13 protein-coding genes are annotated in these 16527 nt (G+C 45.8%); 11 read left to right on the top strand and 2 right to left on the bottom strand.

What is annotated here, in order from left to right:
- Window positions 1-129: 129 nt before the first annotated feature.
- Window positions 130-1422 (top strand): O-acetylhomoserine aminocarboxypropyltransferase/cysteine synthase family protein, encoded by a 1293-nt coding sequence (locus KXJ80_RS18750; RefSeq protein ID WP_218737250.1) that lies wholly within the window; start codon window positions 130-132, stop codon window positions 1420-1422.
- A 78-nt stretch (window positions 1423-1500) separates the two neighbouring features.
- On the opposite strand, the gene KXJ80_RS18745 is transcribed toward KXJ80_RS18750, so the two are convergent.
- Window positions 1501-4653: a DUF2339 domain-containing protein gene (locus KXJ80_RS18745; RefSeq protein WP_218737249.1), complete on the bottom strand. Its 3153-nt coding sequence runs from the start codon at window positions 4651-4653 to the stop codon at window positions 1501-1503.
- Window positions 4654-4864: 211 nt separating this feature from the next.
- Entirely contained in the window at window positions 4865-5998 is a 1134-nt protein-coding gene (locus KXJ80_RS18740) for a methyltransferase (protein ID WP_172587462.1), read from the bottom strand.
- A gap of 259 nt (window positions 5999-6257) precedes the next feature.
- On the opposite strand from KXJ80_RS18740, the gene KXJ80_RS18735 reads away from it, so the two are divergent.
- The 10 genes from KXJ80_RS18735 to nqrE all read left to right on the top strand — a co-directional run bounded on the left by KXJ80_RS18735 (window position 6258) and on the right by nqrE (window position 16516).
- Window positions 6258-6920: an alpha-ketoglutarate-dependent dioxygenase AlkB family protein gene (locus KXJ80_RS18735; RefSeq protein WP_218737248.1), complete on the top strand. Its 663-nt coding sequence runs from the start codon at window positions 6258-6260 to the stop codon at window positions 6918-6920.
- Between the two features lie 134 nt (window positions 6921-7054).
- On the top strand, window positions 7055-7375 hold the full coding sequence (locus KXJ80_RS18730; protein WP_037415031.1) for a BolA family protein: 321 nt from the start codon (window positions 7055-7057) through the stop codon (window positions 7373-7375).
- Window positions 7376-7587: 212 nt separating this feature from the next.
- Window positions 7588-8694, top strand: coding sequence for a TRAP transporter substrate-binding protein (locus KXJ80_RS18725; RefSeq protein WP_218737247.1), 1107 nt, complete (start codon window positions 7588-7590; stop codon window positions 8692-8694).
- A gap of 155 nt (window positions 8695-8849) precedes the next feature.
- On the top strand, window positions 8850-9359 hold the full coding sequence (luxS, locus tag KXJ80_RS18720; RefSeq protein WP_037415025.1) for an S-ribosylhomocysteine lyase: 510 nt from the start codon (window positions 8850-8852) through the stop codon (window positions 9357-9359).
- 141 nt (window positions 9360-9500) lie between these two features.
- Window positions 9501-11552 carry a TonB-dependent receptor domain-containing protein gene (locus KXJ80_RS18715; protein ID WP_218737246.1) on the top strand — a complete coding sequence of 684 codons (2052 nt, stop codon included), beginning with the start codon at window positions 9501-9503 and terminating at the stop codon, window positions 11550-11552.
- A gap of 403 nt (window positions 11553-11955) precedes the next feature.
- Complete coding sequence (locus KXJ80_RS18710; protein WP_037415063.1) at window positions 11956-13290, top strand: Na(+)-translocating NADH-quinone reductase subunit A; 1335 nt, start codon at window positions 11956-11958, stop codon at window positions 13288-13290.
- Complete coding sequence (locus tag KXJ80_RS18705) at window positions 13290-14489, top strand: NADH:ubiquinone reductase (Na(+)-transporting) subunit B (protein WP_172589314.1); 1200 nt, start codon at window positions 13290-13292, stop codon at window positions 14487-14489. Before KXJ80_RS18710 ends, KXJ80_RS18705 begins: the two co-directional genes overlap by 1 nt.
- Window positions 14482-15270 (top strand): Na(+)-translocating NADH-quinone reductase subunit C, encoded by a 789-nt coding sequence (locus KXJ80_RS18700; protein WP_037415022.1) that lies wholly within the window; start codon window positions 14482-14484, stop codon window positions 15268-15270. Before KXJ80_RS18705 ends, KXJ80_RS18700 begins: the two co-directional genes overlap by 8 nt.
- Window positions 15270-15902 carry an NADH:ubiquinone reductase (Na(+)-transporting) subunit D gene (locus KXJ80_RS18695; protein ID WP_037415013.1) on the top strand — a complete coding sequence of 211 codons (633 nt, stop codon included), beginning with the start codon at window positions 15270-15272 and terminating at the stop codon, window positions 15900-15902. The genes KXJ80_RS18700 and KXJ80_RS18695 overlap by 1 nt, the downstream gene beginning before the upstream one ends.
- 5 nt (window positions 15903-15907) lie before the next feature.
- Window positions 15908-16516 carry an NADH:ubiquinone reductase (Na(+)-transporting) subunit E gene (nqrE, locus tag KXJ80_RS18690; protein ID WP_006080469.1) on the top strand — a complete coding sequence of 203 codons (609 nt, stop codon included), beginning with the start codon at window positions 15908-15910 and terminating at the stop codon, window positions 16514-16516.
- The last annotated feature ends 11 nt before the right edge of the window (window positions 16517-16527 follow it).

The following is a 16527-nucleotide window of genomic DNA, read 5'->3' as shown; positions in this document are numbered from 1 at the left end:
GCCATCTGGTAGCTTGGGTGCAGTGCACAAATCTTGTGCGGTTTTAGTGTCTATTTTCGCAAAGTGCCCCCAATGTTTGTGTTGGCTTAGGCGCAATGGTTGGGAATTTTTCAGGGGAAGGAAGCAAAAATGAAACTTGAATCACTGGCGTTACACCACGGATATGAGTCTGAGGCAACGACTAAAGCTGCTGCGGTACCTATTTATCAAACGACGTCCTATACCTTCGATGATACCCAGCATGGTGCTGATTTATTTGACTTAAAAGTTGCTGGGAATATTTATACTCGGATTATGAATCCAACGACCAGCGTACTTGAGCAGCGTCTTGCCGCCATTGAAGGCGGGATCGGTGCGCTTGCTGTGGCGTCTGGCATGGCGGCTATTACCTATGCGATTCAAGCTCTAACTCAGGTTGGTGATAATATCGTCAGTACCAGCCAGCTTTATGGCGGTACTTACAATCTGTTTGCCCATACGCTGCCGCGCCAAGGAGTTGAAGTGCGGATGGCGGCCTTTGATGATTTTGAAGGACTTGAAGCTTTAATCGATGCCAAAACCAAGGCGTTATTTTGTGAGTCTATCGGTAACCCCGCCGGTAATATTGTCGATCTTAAACGTTTAGCCGAGATTGCCCATAAACATGGCGTGCCTTTAATTGTCGATAACACTGTCGCCACGCCAGTCCTATGTCGCCCATTTGAGCATGGTGCCGATATCGTTATTCATTCCCTCACTAAATACATTGGCGGCCATGGTACAACCATTGGCGGTGTGATTATTGATTCGGGTAAATTCGATTGGGTGGCGAATAAAGAACGTTTTTCCTTGCTAAATCAGGCCGATCCTTCCTACCACGGCGTGGTCTACACCGAAGCCTTTGGCCCTGCGGCCTTTATCGGACGTTGCCGTGTGGTGCCGCTGCGTAATACGGGGGCGGCACTTTCACCCCACAGTGCTTTTTTACTGTTGCAGGGGCTTGAAACCTTAAGCCTTAGAATGGAGCGCCATTGCTCAAATGCGTTGGCATTGGCCGAATACTTGATACTGCATCCTTCCGTTAGCTGGGTAAATTATGGTGCTCTGCCGAGCAGTCCTTACCGTGAGAATTGTGAAAAGATCACTGGCGGTAAAGCCTCAGGGATCATTAGTTTCGGCATTAAAGCGGCAACGCCGGAGGAAGGTAAAATCGCGGGAGGTAAGTTTATTGATGCCCTGAAGATGGTTTTGCGCTTAGTGAACATTGGTGATGCGAAATCGTTAGCTTGTCATCCTGCCAGCACTACTCACAGACAACTCGATGCGAATGAACTTGCTAGAGCTGGGGTGTCTGAAGATCTCATTCGTATTTCCGTCGGCATTGAACATATCGACGATATTATCGCCGATGTTTCGCAGGCGCTGGAAAAAGCTTTGATGTAAAGTTTGTCATATCATCGTGTGTGTTTGAAAAAGGCCGCTAGCAGAAGCGGCCTTTTGCGTTTGAAGGATAAACGTCTCTTACTCATTTGCTTCTTGAAGGCGGTTACGCGCTTTTTGATAGAAGTAAGATACGCTCAGTAAAATGACTCCAATTAACATAAAGGCGATCACTTTTTGCACCAGTTCGAAGGACGCCATATCCAGTAATAACACCTTGAGCGTGGCTAAGGTAAAGAGCCCTGCGGCGAGGCGGATCATATCTGCATGTTGGGGTTTTAAGCTGATAAACATCAATACACTGCCATGCACCACTAATAAAATCGCACTGAGCGGCGCGGCAATCATGTTATCAAATACATAACTCCAGGTGAGATAGCTGAGCGCAAGTAATCCATGCCAACCCCATTTTAACCATTGCAGCGGTAAGAAGCGTCGATGTAAACGGATAGCAACGCCGTGGCGTAATATCAGCGTGGCAAGCAATGCTAAGGCGGTAAATTCGCAGAGGATCAGTAACGCATTATTCAAATCTACTCTCAACGATATCTCAAAATGCAGCAGGATAGGCAGCAGCGCTAGGCCAAGGCAAAGACCGTAGGCAAGACTGTAGCTTGAGCGCACTGCGGCTTGGATTTCACAGGCAATGTGACCGAATAAGCTGGTCTTTTGGCCCGTATGGTTAGCTCCTCTTTGGAGTAATAGTGCAAAGTAGCCACTGAGCGCTAAAGCCGTCATCGACCAAGCCACCACATCAGTGCGATTTAATCCATACACAAGTACGGCCAACGGTAGTGCAAAGTAATAGGGACTCAGTTGCCATTGAAGGGTCAATAGCAGACGCCATCTGTCGGGGAGAGTGCGATAACGAATGAGTACAAATCCCATAACAAGCATGCCAATCAGCAGCGCAATAAGCCCTTGCCAGATTTCAATCAGACATAAGCTCGCTGTGGTGAGTATGGCAAGCCAGGTCAGAATTTTAGTTTCAATCTCAAGGGCTTTGTGTCTAACCACATAGGCAAGTCCAAGGCTGAATAGGCTGCTAAGCCAGAATGCGGCTGCGGTAAACTCCCAATAACTGCGGATGACTTTAGGTAATAAAAGCAGTGGTAAAAGAAGATAACAGCCGATTTGTATCTGTTTAGCGGCCTGAGCGAATAAGGATTCTGGATAGTATCTACGATACCAATAATGACCCAATAATAGGGCGGCGAACAATTCAATCCGTGCTAGTTTGGCTATAAGTGGTTGTGCACTAAAACTCATGCTGCCGGAGAGGGTAACGCCTTCGATTACAGCAAACAACAATGGTAGCAGCAATAGCCAGGCGGCAAACTCACTGACCACCAGTTTGTCTTTGCTACTTAAATATAAGAGTAACAGGCTAAGGAGTGGCACAATGGCGAGGTAGTAATCACTGCTAACAAGATAAGCTGTAATCAATAGCGTCGCGACATAAAACCCGCTGAGGGTTTCTTTTAGCAGATAACAGAGTTGTCCTTCTAAGGTGGAGAGAGTTGATTCATTAGTTTTTAATTGATTGATTGTAAATAACAATCCGCCAGCACTTAAGGCTAATGCGATAAGGGGGAAGCCAAGGGCACCCACTGGCGATAAGCCGCCGAGTTCGAGTAAGGTCAAGCCCGAGAGTAGGCTGTAGGCATTGAGCGCCAGCCCCATCACTAGCAAGACATAGGCTTCGGCGCGCACTGAAATCAGTTTTTCGTTGAGCCCAATCCACAACAGTAATATTGCCTCGAGTAGCAATACTAATCCTAAGAAATCATGGCTTACCAGATAAAGTGCCGCAAAGGCGGCAAAGCTTCCGCCAAACACTAGCAAGAGGCTAGATTGGGATTTAGCGAGCCGATTGTTAAGTTTGAGGTATAGCCCTACGCAGACTAGTGCGTTAGCGACAAATATTTCCCCTGCAAACTCAGTAAATTGTGTCAGTTCAAAGATCACAAAAGCCAATAACGCAATCGGCAGTGCCAATACCCTATGGCTTAGTGATGTTGTCGATGAGTTAACGATAAGCCCAGCTAACCCATAGAGATAAAAGAGCGCGTTAAGACTCACAACGGCCAGCACAGCTTCGCCGTGCCATTGCTGGAGTGGTAAATCGACAAAATAGCTGAAGGCTTCAATACAAGCGATATGTAATAAGGCGGTCATTTCAAGCAGTAATGGCCACTGCAATTTGCGGTTTTGTGCTAATGCCCCAGTACCAATCAGCAGTAAGAAGGGAATATATAGCAGCGGCGCATAGCTTTGGGATAACAGCATCATTGGTGCCGTTGAGCCACCAATTAAGGCGATGACCGCAATGACTTTGGCATCGAGGCGCATTGAAAGGCCATAGCCCGCTAAGGTAATCAATAGCAATAGAATAAAGCTGGCGCCGTTGGGAATAATCTCAAAATAGGGGCCAATAAAATAAGCGCACAGGTAGTTTAAGATCAGCCCTAATCCAACGATTCCCGAGCCAAAGTCGGTCATACCTTGGCGTTTTTGACGGATAAAAATGCCGCCAGCGATAATCGCATTTGCACAGCCAAAGCCGAGTAATGCTTTACCGAGTTCAGAAAACCAGTGATTAATGGAATATTGCAGCAGATAACCAAAACCTAGGGTGAGAGTAATAATGCCGGCCACGGTCATTAAAAACACTGGCCCCAAGCCCTTCGCTTGATAATGTTGATAGAAGCCTTTTAGCTGTTCTTTTATGGCCACAAAGGGAGCCATTATTGCGGCAACGCCTTGCGATAAAAAGGCTTCTACTTGGGCTTCAACTTGGCTTGTTGCTTGAACACCTAGTTCTACCCGAGTTTGCTTTATCAGCTCGATATCAGTCGCTTGTGGCGAATCATGTTGCTCGCGAGAGCGCGGGTTAGTTTGGCGCTGCCATGGATCATCCTGCCAAGGTGACGTGGCTGGGGCTTGTGACTCAATAGGATGTGAAACCGTTTCGGACTGCAGAGTGGCATGGCTCGCTATTGCGTGGGTATCTGTTGTGATCGCAATCGGGGATGACTCGGCAGCGGCTAGCTCAGTTATGCTGCTCGTTGGAGTGGAGCCATAATTTTGCTGTTCAAGCTTTAAGCTTAAGGTATCAAGTTTGGCTGAGAACTCAGCTAGTTGGCGGTCAAGTGAAGATTGCTGCGCGAGGTGCTGCAACGTTAATTGCGTCAATTCTGCCTTGAGTTGCTCTACGTCATCCTTTAACGGCATATCAGTATCCTAAATACGCTATCCATATAAATCAGGTACATAAAAGTCTAAGTCGTTTAGTTTTATGTATTTGCTTTCGCGGATTGTACTGACAACTTAGGGCGGCGGCTAGTTAAAAGCAGCTGTTCAGAACATTCTGATGATGAGCATCTGAGCTAATTTTGCGAAAACAGCGCTAATCGCTAGCGCCAGTTTCGCGGTGTAGAAAGGACTATTTTTGGGCTTGCAGGATGACAAATTTGCCATTTGAGGCAACGGTGGTGCAGTTTTTAAATAAGCGTTGTAATTTCACATGGTAAGCCAAGTGACGATTGCCCACTATATGTAAAATCCCACCATTTTTTAACCGACGACGGGCATCTAAAAACATTTGCCAAGCAATATGATCGGTAATGGCTTCGCCCTGATGGAAGGGCGGATTACACAGCACTAAATCAGGCTCTATATCATCGGGAAAGTGGCTCATGCAATCATCCCAATGAAAATGTCCCTTACCTTGGGGGAGTTGATTGGTTGTCCAATTGGCGTTTGCCGAGGCAACAGCCATTTCGGAGTCATCGATAAAATGGATATCGGCATTGGGATATAATTGGGCGGCACGAAGCCCGAGCACGCCATTACCACAGCCAAGGTCGACAACCGTTTTAAACTCTCCTTGGGGTAGATTGTCGAGCATAATTCGTGCGCCAATATCGAGCTTGTTGGCGGCAAATACGTTGCTTAAATTGCTGATTTTCAGGTTAAACTCTGGAATATTCCAAATGATTTCATTTGGCAGTGTTCTTGGCTTACCATCACTAATACAAGTGATCACGCGGGTTTTCTTCCAAGCAAGGCTGGCGCTCGCTGGCCCCAAGTGTTTAGCAAATAATGCCAGTAAACTCGCGTTGATTGATTTGGCTTTTGCGCCAACTAAGACGCGACAGCCAGCGGGTAATACCTGTGACAGGCGCATGAGCTGGTGGGCAAAGTAGGTGAGATTCTTCGGTAATTTCATCAACACTAAGGCGACATCTTTAGGCAAGGTGTCGCGACTGGTAAACCATTGCAGGTTATCCATCGGCAACTGATTGTGATGATGATTTTGCTCTGCACCTAACAAACTGGTTCTGGCATCGGTTTCAACGCGAAGCGGCCAGTTGGGATTGATACGCGAGAGGGCGCAACTTAAGGCGCCAAAACTATCGTTAATAATGGCCGTTGGCACAGCTGGTTGTTCACCTTCAATCAAACTATTGATTAAATGCTCGTCTGCGGCATCCCACGCTTGAAGATTCGATTCCTGCGATGCGGGATAGCGAAATAGTTCGAGTTCTATTCCTGCTACTGAAAATTGTGTCGTCATGTTGTGTTGTGCCAATAAAAATAAGGCGCTGATTATCGCAGATTTCATGGCCGCTTGCGATGTTTGCCTTAGTTTGTATACCTTGAAGTATGTCTTTGATGCCGTACCATGGCAGCCAAGTTTACTGGTCAAATTTGAATCCTCAGACTGAGGCTGGATACACTGTTGACTCGCAACGCTGCGCAAACCTAAGTAAAACACTACTATCATTGGCGTTAGGCTGATTGTCGAAAGGGCGAACTGTGAATAAGGTGGGGGTATGAAACAAGCTGAATTAGGATTCGAATTTGAGGATTATCCTTTGGATACACCTGATGATGTGCTTGCCATCGAAAGCCTCGATATTGGACAACTCGAACCACCTATCACCTTAGTGCGGGATTATCTAGGTAAGGCGCAGCAAAATGCGTTGATTAATGAGGCGCAATCATATCCACTTACTCGCCCGCAAATTCAAGTGTTTGGACGATACCATTCGATCCCTCGCCAGCAGGTTTGGTATGGCGATTTGGGATGTGACTATATGTATTCGGGGCTGTTTATTCGCGCCTTGCCTTGGCCTCAGTATCTGCAAAAATTACGCGATAAATTGCAGCGAGATTTCAGCCTTGGCAGTAATGGGGTGTTAGTTAACCGTTACGCCGACGGCCAAGATTGTATGGGGGCCCATAGTGATGATGAACCTGAAATTGCCCACGGCAGCGATATTGCCTCCATCAGCTTAGGTGCGACTCGTGATTTTGTGATTAAACATAAACATAGCAAGCTTAAATACACGATTAGTTTACATAGTGGTGATTTATTAATTATGCACTGGCCTATGCAACGTGACTGGTTGCACAGTGTACCTAAGCGCCTAAAGATCACAGAGCCTCGTTGGAACTACACATTTAGGCAACTTATCGTTAATTATCATGGATAATTGAAAGGTTATTGAATTCAAAATGTTGTCGGATTTGTTAGGTTTTAAGTTGCAAAACGGGCGCTGAAATTTGATCTTTTATACTTGAAGCAGTACTCTGCGGCCACTGGATTTACCCATATTGAGAGTTGAATATGTCCAATACCCAAGTGCAGAGCACAGTGGCTGAGACCATCAATCAGAAGTTAACTGAGAGCTTCTCACCAACCTATTTAGAAGTGCTTAACGAAAGTCATCGTCATCATGTACCTCCTAATTCAGAGACTCACTTTAAAGTTGTGGTGGTCAGCGATGAATTTGAAGGGCTCCGTTTGCTTGCCCGTCATCGCTTAGTGAACAACTGTTTAGCCGATGAGTTAGCTAATGGTGTCCACGCGCTATCTATTCATACCTTTACTCAAAGTGAATGGGCGACGAACGTCGAGGTGCCTAAAACCCCCAATTGTCGCGGCTAATTAACGCTATTTAGGACGGGTCATGCTTAAAACAAAAAGCCACTTTATTAAAGTGGCTTTTTGTTTTAAGTCAAATTGGTCTCATTCTTAGGTTCCCCTGTCGAATATTCTGTGTTAACAATATGTTCTATTTATCGAGTTAAGCGCCTATTTTCTACAAAAAGAGTGCTATTTTTCATGTGGTTAACAGTTTTTGTTGCGGGGAGTGCGTGATGCGTTATTTGGGGGGGCTGTTATTAGCGGTATTGTTTTTTGGCGTGACTGGCTGTAATCCCTCATCTCAACATGCGGAGTCTATTTCCGTTGCTGAAGGGCCTCCTTTTAAAGAGGTGATTGAATGGCGTTTAGCCACTTCTTGGCCAAAAAATTTTCCTGGGTTAGGCATGGCCCCTGAGCGTTTTGCCACGCTTGTCGATGAGATGTCCCACGGCCGATTGCACATTAGCGTCTACGGCGCGGGAGAATTAATGCCTGCCTTTGCGGTATTCGATGGCGTTAGCCAAGGTAAAATCCAGATGGCGCATGCAGCCTCCTATTATTGGAAGGGCAAAGCCCCCGCCTCCCAGTTTTTTTCTTCAATTCCCTTTGGGATGACAGCACAAGAGATGAACGGCTGGTTACATTATGGTGGTGGTATGGCGCTGTGGGAGGAAGTCTATCGTCCCTTTGGCATTATCCCTCTGGCTGGTGGTAATACGGGAATGCAAATGGGTGGTTGGTTTAATAAACCCATTAATACGATAGCTGACTTTAAAGGATTGAAGATCCGCATGCCAGGCTTAGGCGGTGAGGTGCTCAAACGTGTCGGTGCTGTGCCCGTCAATATGCCAGGAAGAGAACTCTATGGTGCTCTGCAAACTGGTTCAATCGATGCGGCTGAGTGGGTTGGGCCTGTGAATGATCTCGCCTTTGGCTTACATAAAGTGGCTAAATATTATTACTATCCCGGTTGGCATGAACCAGGTTCCAATATGGAGTTTTTAATTAACAAGGACGCTTTTGAGAATCTGCCTAAAGATTTGCAAGCCATCGTTAAGACGGCTGCGCGTGCCATTAATCAAGATATGTTGGATGAATACACCACGCGTAATGTCAGTGCACTTGAAACTCTCGTAAAAGAGGAAGGGGTAGAGCTTAAGGCGTTTCCGTCTGCTGTGTTAACTGAACTTGAACGGATCTCACAACAGGTGATTGCAGAGCAGGCGCAACAAGATCCCATGATGGACAAAGTCTATAGGGCTTATCATGCTTATGAGCAAGGCGTGCGTGAATACCATAAGATTTCTGAAGATGCCTACAGCCAACAACGACAGCATTAATGATGGCTATTTACCCAAAATGTTCATATTAGCACCTTACTGATATGAGATGATTTCATCTTGCGTTAACTTGTTACTGTTTGGTGTTATGCTTGCACTCATATAAATAGATAGCGACAGTGGCGTTGTATCGCCCTGATAATTTGGAGATCCCTATGCCATTACTTGATAGCTTTACTGTTGACCATACTCGAATGAATGCACCTGCTGTGCGTGTCGCCAAACATATGACTACCCCCAAAGGTGATGCGATCACAGTATTTGATCTACGTTTTTGCGCGCCGAATAAAGATATCCTTAGCGAGCGTGGTATTCACACTTTGGAACATTTATTTGCAGGCTTTATGCGTGACCATCTAAATGGCAATGATGTGGAAATTATTGATATTTCGCCAATGGGCTGTCGCACGGGGTTTTATATGAGCCTGATTGGTGTGCCCACTGAACATCAAGTGGCGGATGCTTGGCTTGCTTCTATGGAAGATGTGCTGAAAGTCGTTGAACAATCTGAAATTCCTGAGCTGAACGAATATCAATGCGGTACCTACGAGATGCACTCTTTGGAGCAAGCACAGGAAATTGCACGCAATATTATCGCTGCTGGTGTGAGTGTTAACCGCAACGATGATTTAAAACTCAGTGATGAGATTTTAGGTAAACTCTAAGCCGCAAATATGGGCTTAATGCGAAAGCGTCAAGAAAGCGTCAAGAAAGCGACATTAGTCGCTTTTTTTTTCGAACTAATTCCGCTATTTTACAAAATAACAACAAACGCCGTACGCTAACAAAAATTTTGGGAGCTTGGTATGCCAAGTCGCTATTTTGTCATGTCGCTGACCGCGCTGGCGGTTTCCTGTATTTACGCTAACTCACTCAATGCAAATCCCCTTTATTCTCAAACGCTCGATTTAGCCAAGCTCAATGATCAGTACCATTCCAGCGATGATGCGATGCAATTAAGTAATCTTAATAGCTTAACCTTGCTTCGAGCCGACCATAGTGGCAATTCCGCCAATATCAGTATGCGTTCTGCCAGCCAAGGTGTCGCTGTAATGCAAGATCGGGTGTATTTCTCACCTGCGCCTTACTCAGCCCCTCAACTGCAACTCTTACCCCATCTTTTATTACAGCAAAGTGTGACGACTACACCACTGGCCAATATGGCTGTTGGTGGTCAGGGAGCGTTTGGGGTTGTGGATTATCAAAGCCTTAACATTATTGAGCGCCCGCAATCCGGCAGTGTTCAAATTGAGGGGACAACAGATTCCGATGTAAATGCTGGCCTGCGTTGGGGCGTTAAGCAAAAAGAATACGGAGCCTTATTTGCCGCCAATTATTTAAAACAGCAAGGCGATGCGAATTTTTTAAACGGCAGTGATGCTGACAGAAAAAAAACGGATATCTTATTTAAGGTCAACGCCACGAGCTTGCTTGGTGCTCGCAGTCCACAGCAAACTGAATTTACCTATCAATTTATCGATGACGATAGTTATCGCTCATTGCTTGGGATAACGGCTGCCGACTGGCAGCAAGATCCATTACAGCTATATTCCGCTACAGCACAAGATAACCACCAAGGGAGACAGCATAAATACCAGTTATCACATCAAGTGGATTTGGGTGACAGTCGAGTGATTAGCGACTTTTACTATCAATCCTATTCACAACAACTGGATCAGCTTGGCGCGTTTAATGGGCAAAATATTGGCTTGGGAACGCTTTACGACATTGCCGCCTTTGACCGAAATCCCAGTGTTAATGGTGCCGATATCAATATGTTGGTACAAGATAATGATTACAGTGCGTTTGGTGCTCAGACTCAGGCGATAAACCAATATGGAGAGCATCAAATTACCTACAGTGCTCGTTATCATACCGATAAAGCCGAAATGCGTTTCGGTGATCAAACGGCTTTGTGGCAAGCGGACAGAAGTATAGTGCGTGATGAGTCTAATGCGGTGTTAGCCTACACCGATGATACCACTGCGCTGACGTCGGCAATCGACTCTTTATGGCGTTGGCAAGGTATGCAAATTAAGTTAGGCCTTACTTACGAGCATGTCAGTGTCAATCGTGAGCTTAGCTTAGTCTTTGCTGGGCTTGATGAGGCTGACTTTTCCGATAGCGATTGGATGCCACAATTTGGTGTACTGTATGACGCTGGCGATTGGCGCTTTAGTACTGATATCCGCCGAGCGTGGGCCGCCGCGAGTGCAGGCAATCTTACTCAGGAAGCACAGGAGTCACTCCATTATCAAGTTAGCGCCCAATATGCGAGCGAGGGGATTAAGGCCGATTTGCGCGCCTATGTGCAAGAATTTGATAATCTGCATGTTGATTGTGATAGCTATTCCATGTGTGTTGATACTCGTCTACTCACCCAAGAGAATATTCCTGATGTGCTCAGCTATGGGATTGAACTTGGCCTAGGTTATCAGTGGATGCTGGGTGAATTTGAATTGCCCTTAGGCTTAAGTTATCAGTATCTTAGCGCTGAATATCAGACGAGCACCTGCACAGATATCCAAGGCTGCGTCCTGGAGGGCGACAAACTGGCTTGGTTACCCGAGCATCAATTGCAATTGAGCGCGGGGATTGAATACGCTCAATATCAATTAAACCTTGTCGCTGCTTATCAATCTGAGCGTGATTTCAGTCAGTATGGTAGTGAGTTGCAGCGTGTTGACGGTCAATGGCGTGCCGATATAGCGGCTAATTACGATATTGATAAGCACCATCGATTGTATGTTCGGGTCGAAAATCTACTTGATGAGTCCTTGGTAATCTCAGCATCAAATAGCGGAATTCGAGTAGAAAATGGACGGATCAGCTATTTGGGCTATCAATGGCGTTTCTAAACTGAGTTAAATCTTGTTTGACGATTGTTCAGCAAGAAAGCGAAAAGGTATTTATATTTCTGGTTATCTTGATATATCGACCTTTTGCTAAATTAATTCTTTTAAAATTAATGTTATAGTATTTAGTGACCGTAATACTCTCTCTTTCTGAGCCCTCACTCGGTCGGAAGGTGAACGCTGTAGTGCATGATTCTTTTAAATCCTTATTTTAGGTTTGAAAACACCTATAATTTTCGTGGCGATGGCACGGCAATTGGGGTAAAATGCGCGCGACCAGCGTGATTGCGATCGCATTTCTGTGATAAATCTGCGCTAGCTCAATGCAGTAGGTTTTGTTTAAAACCTACGTATTTAGCAGGAACGCGGCGCATTGTCTTTCCTTCAAAACGTAGTGCTTGTGGATATGATTACAATTAAGAAAGGATTGGAACTGCCTATAGCAGGCGGACCAGAGCAAGTTATCCATAATGGCCCAGCCATTAAACATGTAGCTACTTTGGGTGAAGAGTATATTGGCTTACGTCCAACGATGAAGATCAAAGTGGGCGATAAAGTACAAAAAGGTCAGGTGATTTTCGAAGATAAGAAAAATCCTGGCGTAAAATATACGGCTTTAGCCAGTGGTACTATATTAGACATTAACCGGGGCGCCCAGCGTGTGCTGCAGTCTGTTGTTATTCAAGTGGAAGGTAACGAAAGCGTTTCCTTTGCTAAGTATGACGCCACTGCTCTTGATACGCTTGACTCGCAACTTGTCCGTGACAACCTGATTGAGTCAGGTTTATGGACTGCATTGCGTACTCGTCCTTTCAGCAAAGTGCCAGCCGTAGATTCTTCTGCTGCGGGTATATTTGTAACCGCCATTGATACGCAACCCCATGCTGCCGATCCCGTAGTGGTGATCCGCGAGCATAAAGAAGATTTTGCTAATGGTCTTAAAGTCTTAGCAAGACTTACCGAAGGTAAAGTTTACCTTTGCAAAGCGCCTGGCGCCGATATTCCTGCTGCTAATGCCCAAGTTGAAGAATTTGCCGGTGTTCACCCTGCAGGTCTTGTTGGTACTCATATCCATTTCCTACTTCCAGCTTCTGCAAAACGTACTGTTTGGCATGTCGGTTACCAAGATGTAATAGCCATTGGTCAGCTATTTACGACGGGTCAACTGAATACCGAACGTGTGGTTGCAATTGCCGGTCCTAAAGCAGCTAAGCCACGTTTGGTTCGCACTGTTTTAGGTGCAAGCATGACTGAGTTGACTGCTGGCGAAACCTTAGATGGTAACGTGCGTTTCATTTCAGGCTCTGTGCTGAATGGCCGTACTGCAGTTGGTCCTCAAGGATATTTAGGCCGTTACCATATGCAGGTCAGTCTGCTTGAAGAAGGTACTGAAAAAGAATTTTTGGGTTGGGTATTGCCTGGCGCCAACAAGTTCTCTATCACTCGCGCATTCCTTGGTCACTTAAGCTCTTCTCGTTTGTTCAATATGACAACGAGCACTGGTGGCTCGGACCGTGCAATGGTGCCAATCGGTAACTTTGAGCGTGTAATGCCTCTGGATATTCTTCCTACAATGTTACTGCGTGACCTGATTTCGGGTGACTTTGACGGTGCGGCTACCCTAGGCGCGTTAGAGTTAGATGAAGAAGATCTCGCACTGTGTACGTTCGTATGTCCAGGCAAATATGACTACGGTTCATATCTGCGTGACTGTTTAGATACGATCGAGAGGGAAGGCTAATGAGCTTGAAAGATTTTTTCGAACGTATTGAACCCGACTTCGAGAAAGGCGGTAAATACGAAAAGTTTTATGCCCTCTTCGAAGCGGCATACACCATTTTTTATACGCCAGGTAAAGTGAATAAGGGAAAAACCCATGTTCGCGATAACCTTGACCTAAAACGTATGATGATTACGGTTTGGGCCTGTGCATTTCCCGCGATGTTCGTCGGTATGTACAACGTAGGTTTACAAGCACAACTCGCATTAATTGCGGGTTTTGCGACCCCAGATGTATGGCAAGTGAGCTTGTTTGGCATGTTCGGTACTGAACTGACAGCAAACTCTGGTTGGCCTGCATTAATGTGGTATGGCGCCTGTTTCTTCCTACCTATCTACGCGGTGACGTTTGCTGTCGGTGGTATTTGGGAAGTGTTGTTTGCCTCTATCCGCGGTCATGAAGTTAACGAGGGTTTCTTCGTTACCTCTATCCTGTTCGCCTTAACTTTGCCAGCAACTATTCCATTATGGATGGTGGCACTAGGTATCACCTTCGGTGTGGTTGTGGCTAAGGAAGTGTTCGGTGGTACAGGGCGTAACTTCTTAAACCCAGCGCTGGCCGGTCGTGCATTCCTGTTCTTCGCTTACCCATTGAACATGTCTGGTGACACTACATGGGTTGTGGCTGACGGTTACTCTGGTGCGACTGCACTGAGTCAAGCTGCTGCGGGCAATTTGGATTATGCCTTCAACCAAAACTGGTGGGATGCGTTCTTCGGTTTCATTCCAGGTTCTGTCGGTGAAGTGTCTACGCTAGCGATTCTTTTAGGTGGTTTGGTCATCATCTATACCCGTATCGCATCATGGCGCATCGTGGGCGGTGTAATGGTGGGTATGATTGCCATTTCTACACTGCTTAACGTTGTCGGTAGCGACACTAACCCAATGTTTGCAATGCCTTGGTACTGGCACTTAGTGTTGGGTGGTTTTGCCTTTGGCATGATGTTTATGGCGACTGACCCAGTGTCTGCGTCATTCACTAACCAAGCTAAATGGGCATACGGTATCTTGATTGGTGCAATGGCTGTGTTTATCCGCGTGATTAACCCTGCGTTCCCAGAAGGCATGATGTTAGCGATTCTGTTTGCTAACTTGTTCGCGCCATTGTTCGACCACTTCGTGGTTCAGGCAAATATCAAGCGGAGGATTGCTCGTGGCTAGTAATAGAGATTCGTTCGGAAGAACGCTATTTATCGTCGTTGGCTTATGTCTAATTTGTGCGATATTTGTGTCGACTGCGGCAGTATTACTGCGCCCAACTCAAGCAGAAAATAAACTGCTTGATAAGCAAAAGTACATTCTGGAAGCTGCGGGTCTGATTGACACTAAAGCCGGTAAAGTGACCAAAGCGCAAATTTTGGAAACTTACGGTAAGCATATCGAAGCTAAGTTAGTTAACTTAAAAACCGGTGATTGGGTTGAAGGTGTTGACGCCAATACATTTGATCAACGCAAAGCGTCTCGCGATGTGAAAACCTCATTTGTACCTGAAAACGATATCGCTTCAGTTAAGCGTGTTTCAGAAGATGCAGTGGTTTATCTGGTTCGCGACGATCAAGGTAAGTTAACCAGTGTGATCCTGCCTATCCATGGTTATGGCCTGTGGTCGACTATGTATGCTTTCCTCGCGTTAGATGCTGATCTGAACACGATTCAAAGCTTAGTTTACTACGAGCAAGGCGAAACCCCTGGTCTGGGTGGTGAAGTCCAAAACGCTCAGTGGAAAGCGAAATGGCATGGTAAAAAGTTATTTGATGCGCAAGGTAATATTGCGATCAGCGTAACCAAAAACCCCGCTGTTGCTAGCACTGAATACGGTGTAGATGCATTATCCGGCGCGACTCTGACCAGTAACGGTGTTCAACACTCTCTGACGTTCTGGTTAGGTAAAGAAGGTTTTGCGAGTTTCATTGAAAAAGCACGCAATGGAGGTCTCAGCTAATGTCTGACGCTAAAGAACTGAAACAGGTTCTGACTGGACCTATCGTCAACAACAACCCGATTGCATTACAAGTCCTTGGTGTATGTAGTGCGTTAGCGGTAACGAGCAAGCTCGAAACTGCACTGGTAATGGCGTTGGCATTAACTGCGGTAACAGCGTTTTCGAACCTGTTTATCTCAATGATCCGTAATCATATTCCTAGTAGCGTACGTATTATCGTGCAGATGACCATTATTGCCTCTCTGGTAATTGTGGTTGACCAATTGCTGCAGGCTTATGCTTATCAGATTTCTAAGCAGTTATCGGTATTCGTGGGTCTTATCATTACGAACTGTATCGTAATGGGACGCGCTGAAGCCTATGCGATGAAAACACCACCAATGATGAGCTTTATGGATGGTATCGGTAACGGTTTAGGTTACGGTGCGATTCTGTTAGCCGTTGGCTTCGTGCGTGAACTGTTTGGTAACGGTTCTCTGTTCGGTGTTGAAATCCTGCACAAGATCTCTGATGGTGGTTGGTATCAACCAAATGGTTTGCTATTACTGCCGCCAAGTGCGTTCTTCCTAATCGGTATGCTGATTTGGATTATTCGTACCTATAAGCCAGAGCAAGTTGAAGCAAAAGGGTAATTGAGATGGAACATTATATTAGCCTGTTAATTCGCTCTGTTTTCATTGAAAACATGGCACTGGCCTTCTTCTTAGGTATGTGTACTTTCTTAGCGGTATCAAAGAAAGTGACTACCGCGATGGGCCTAGGGATTGCGGTAGTTGTAGTGTTAACTATCTCTGTTCCTGCTAACCAAGTTATTTACCAAGGGCTGTTAGCGCCTGGCGCACTGGCTTGGGCTGGTGCACCTGAAGCTGACTTAAGCTTCTTGAAATTCATTACCTTTATCGGTGTGATTGCGGCTTTAGTTCAAATTCTGGAAATGGCACTGGATAAGTACTTTCCTCCTTTGTACAACGCGTTAGGTATCTTTTTACCTCTGATCACTGTGAACTGTGCGATTTTCGGTGCGGTATCATTCATGGTTGAGCGTGACTACAAACTGGGCGAAAGTGTGGTGTTTGGTTTCGGCTCTGGAGTAGGTTGGGCATTAGCTATCGTATTGATGGCCGGTATCCGTGAGAAGCTGAAGTATGCCGATGTGCCCAATGGCCTGCGTGGTTTAGGTATTACCTTTATCACCGCTGGTTTAATGGCCTTAGGTTTCATGTCGTTTTCTGGTGTGTCTCTGTAAGAGACACCAAA

This window comes from Shewanella xiamenensis (genome assembly GCF_024971755.1).
Classification (GTDB): domain Bacteria; phylum Pseudomonadota; class Gammaproteobacteria; order Enterobacterales; family Shewanellaceae; genus Shewanella; species Shewanella xiamenensis.
This window is presented reverse-complemented; position numbering and strand designations above follow the sequence as displayed.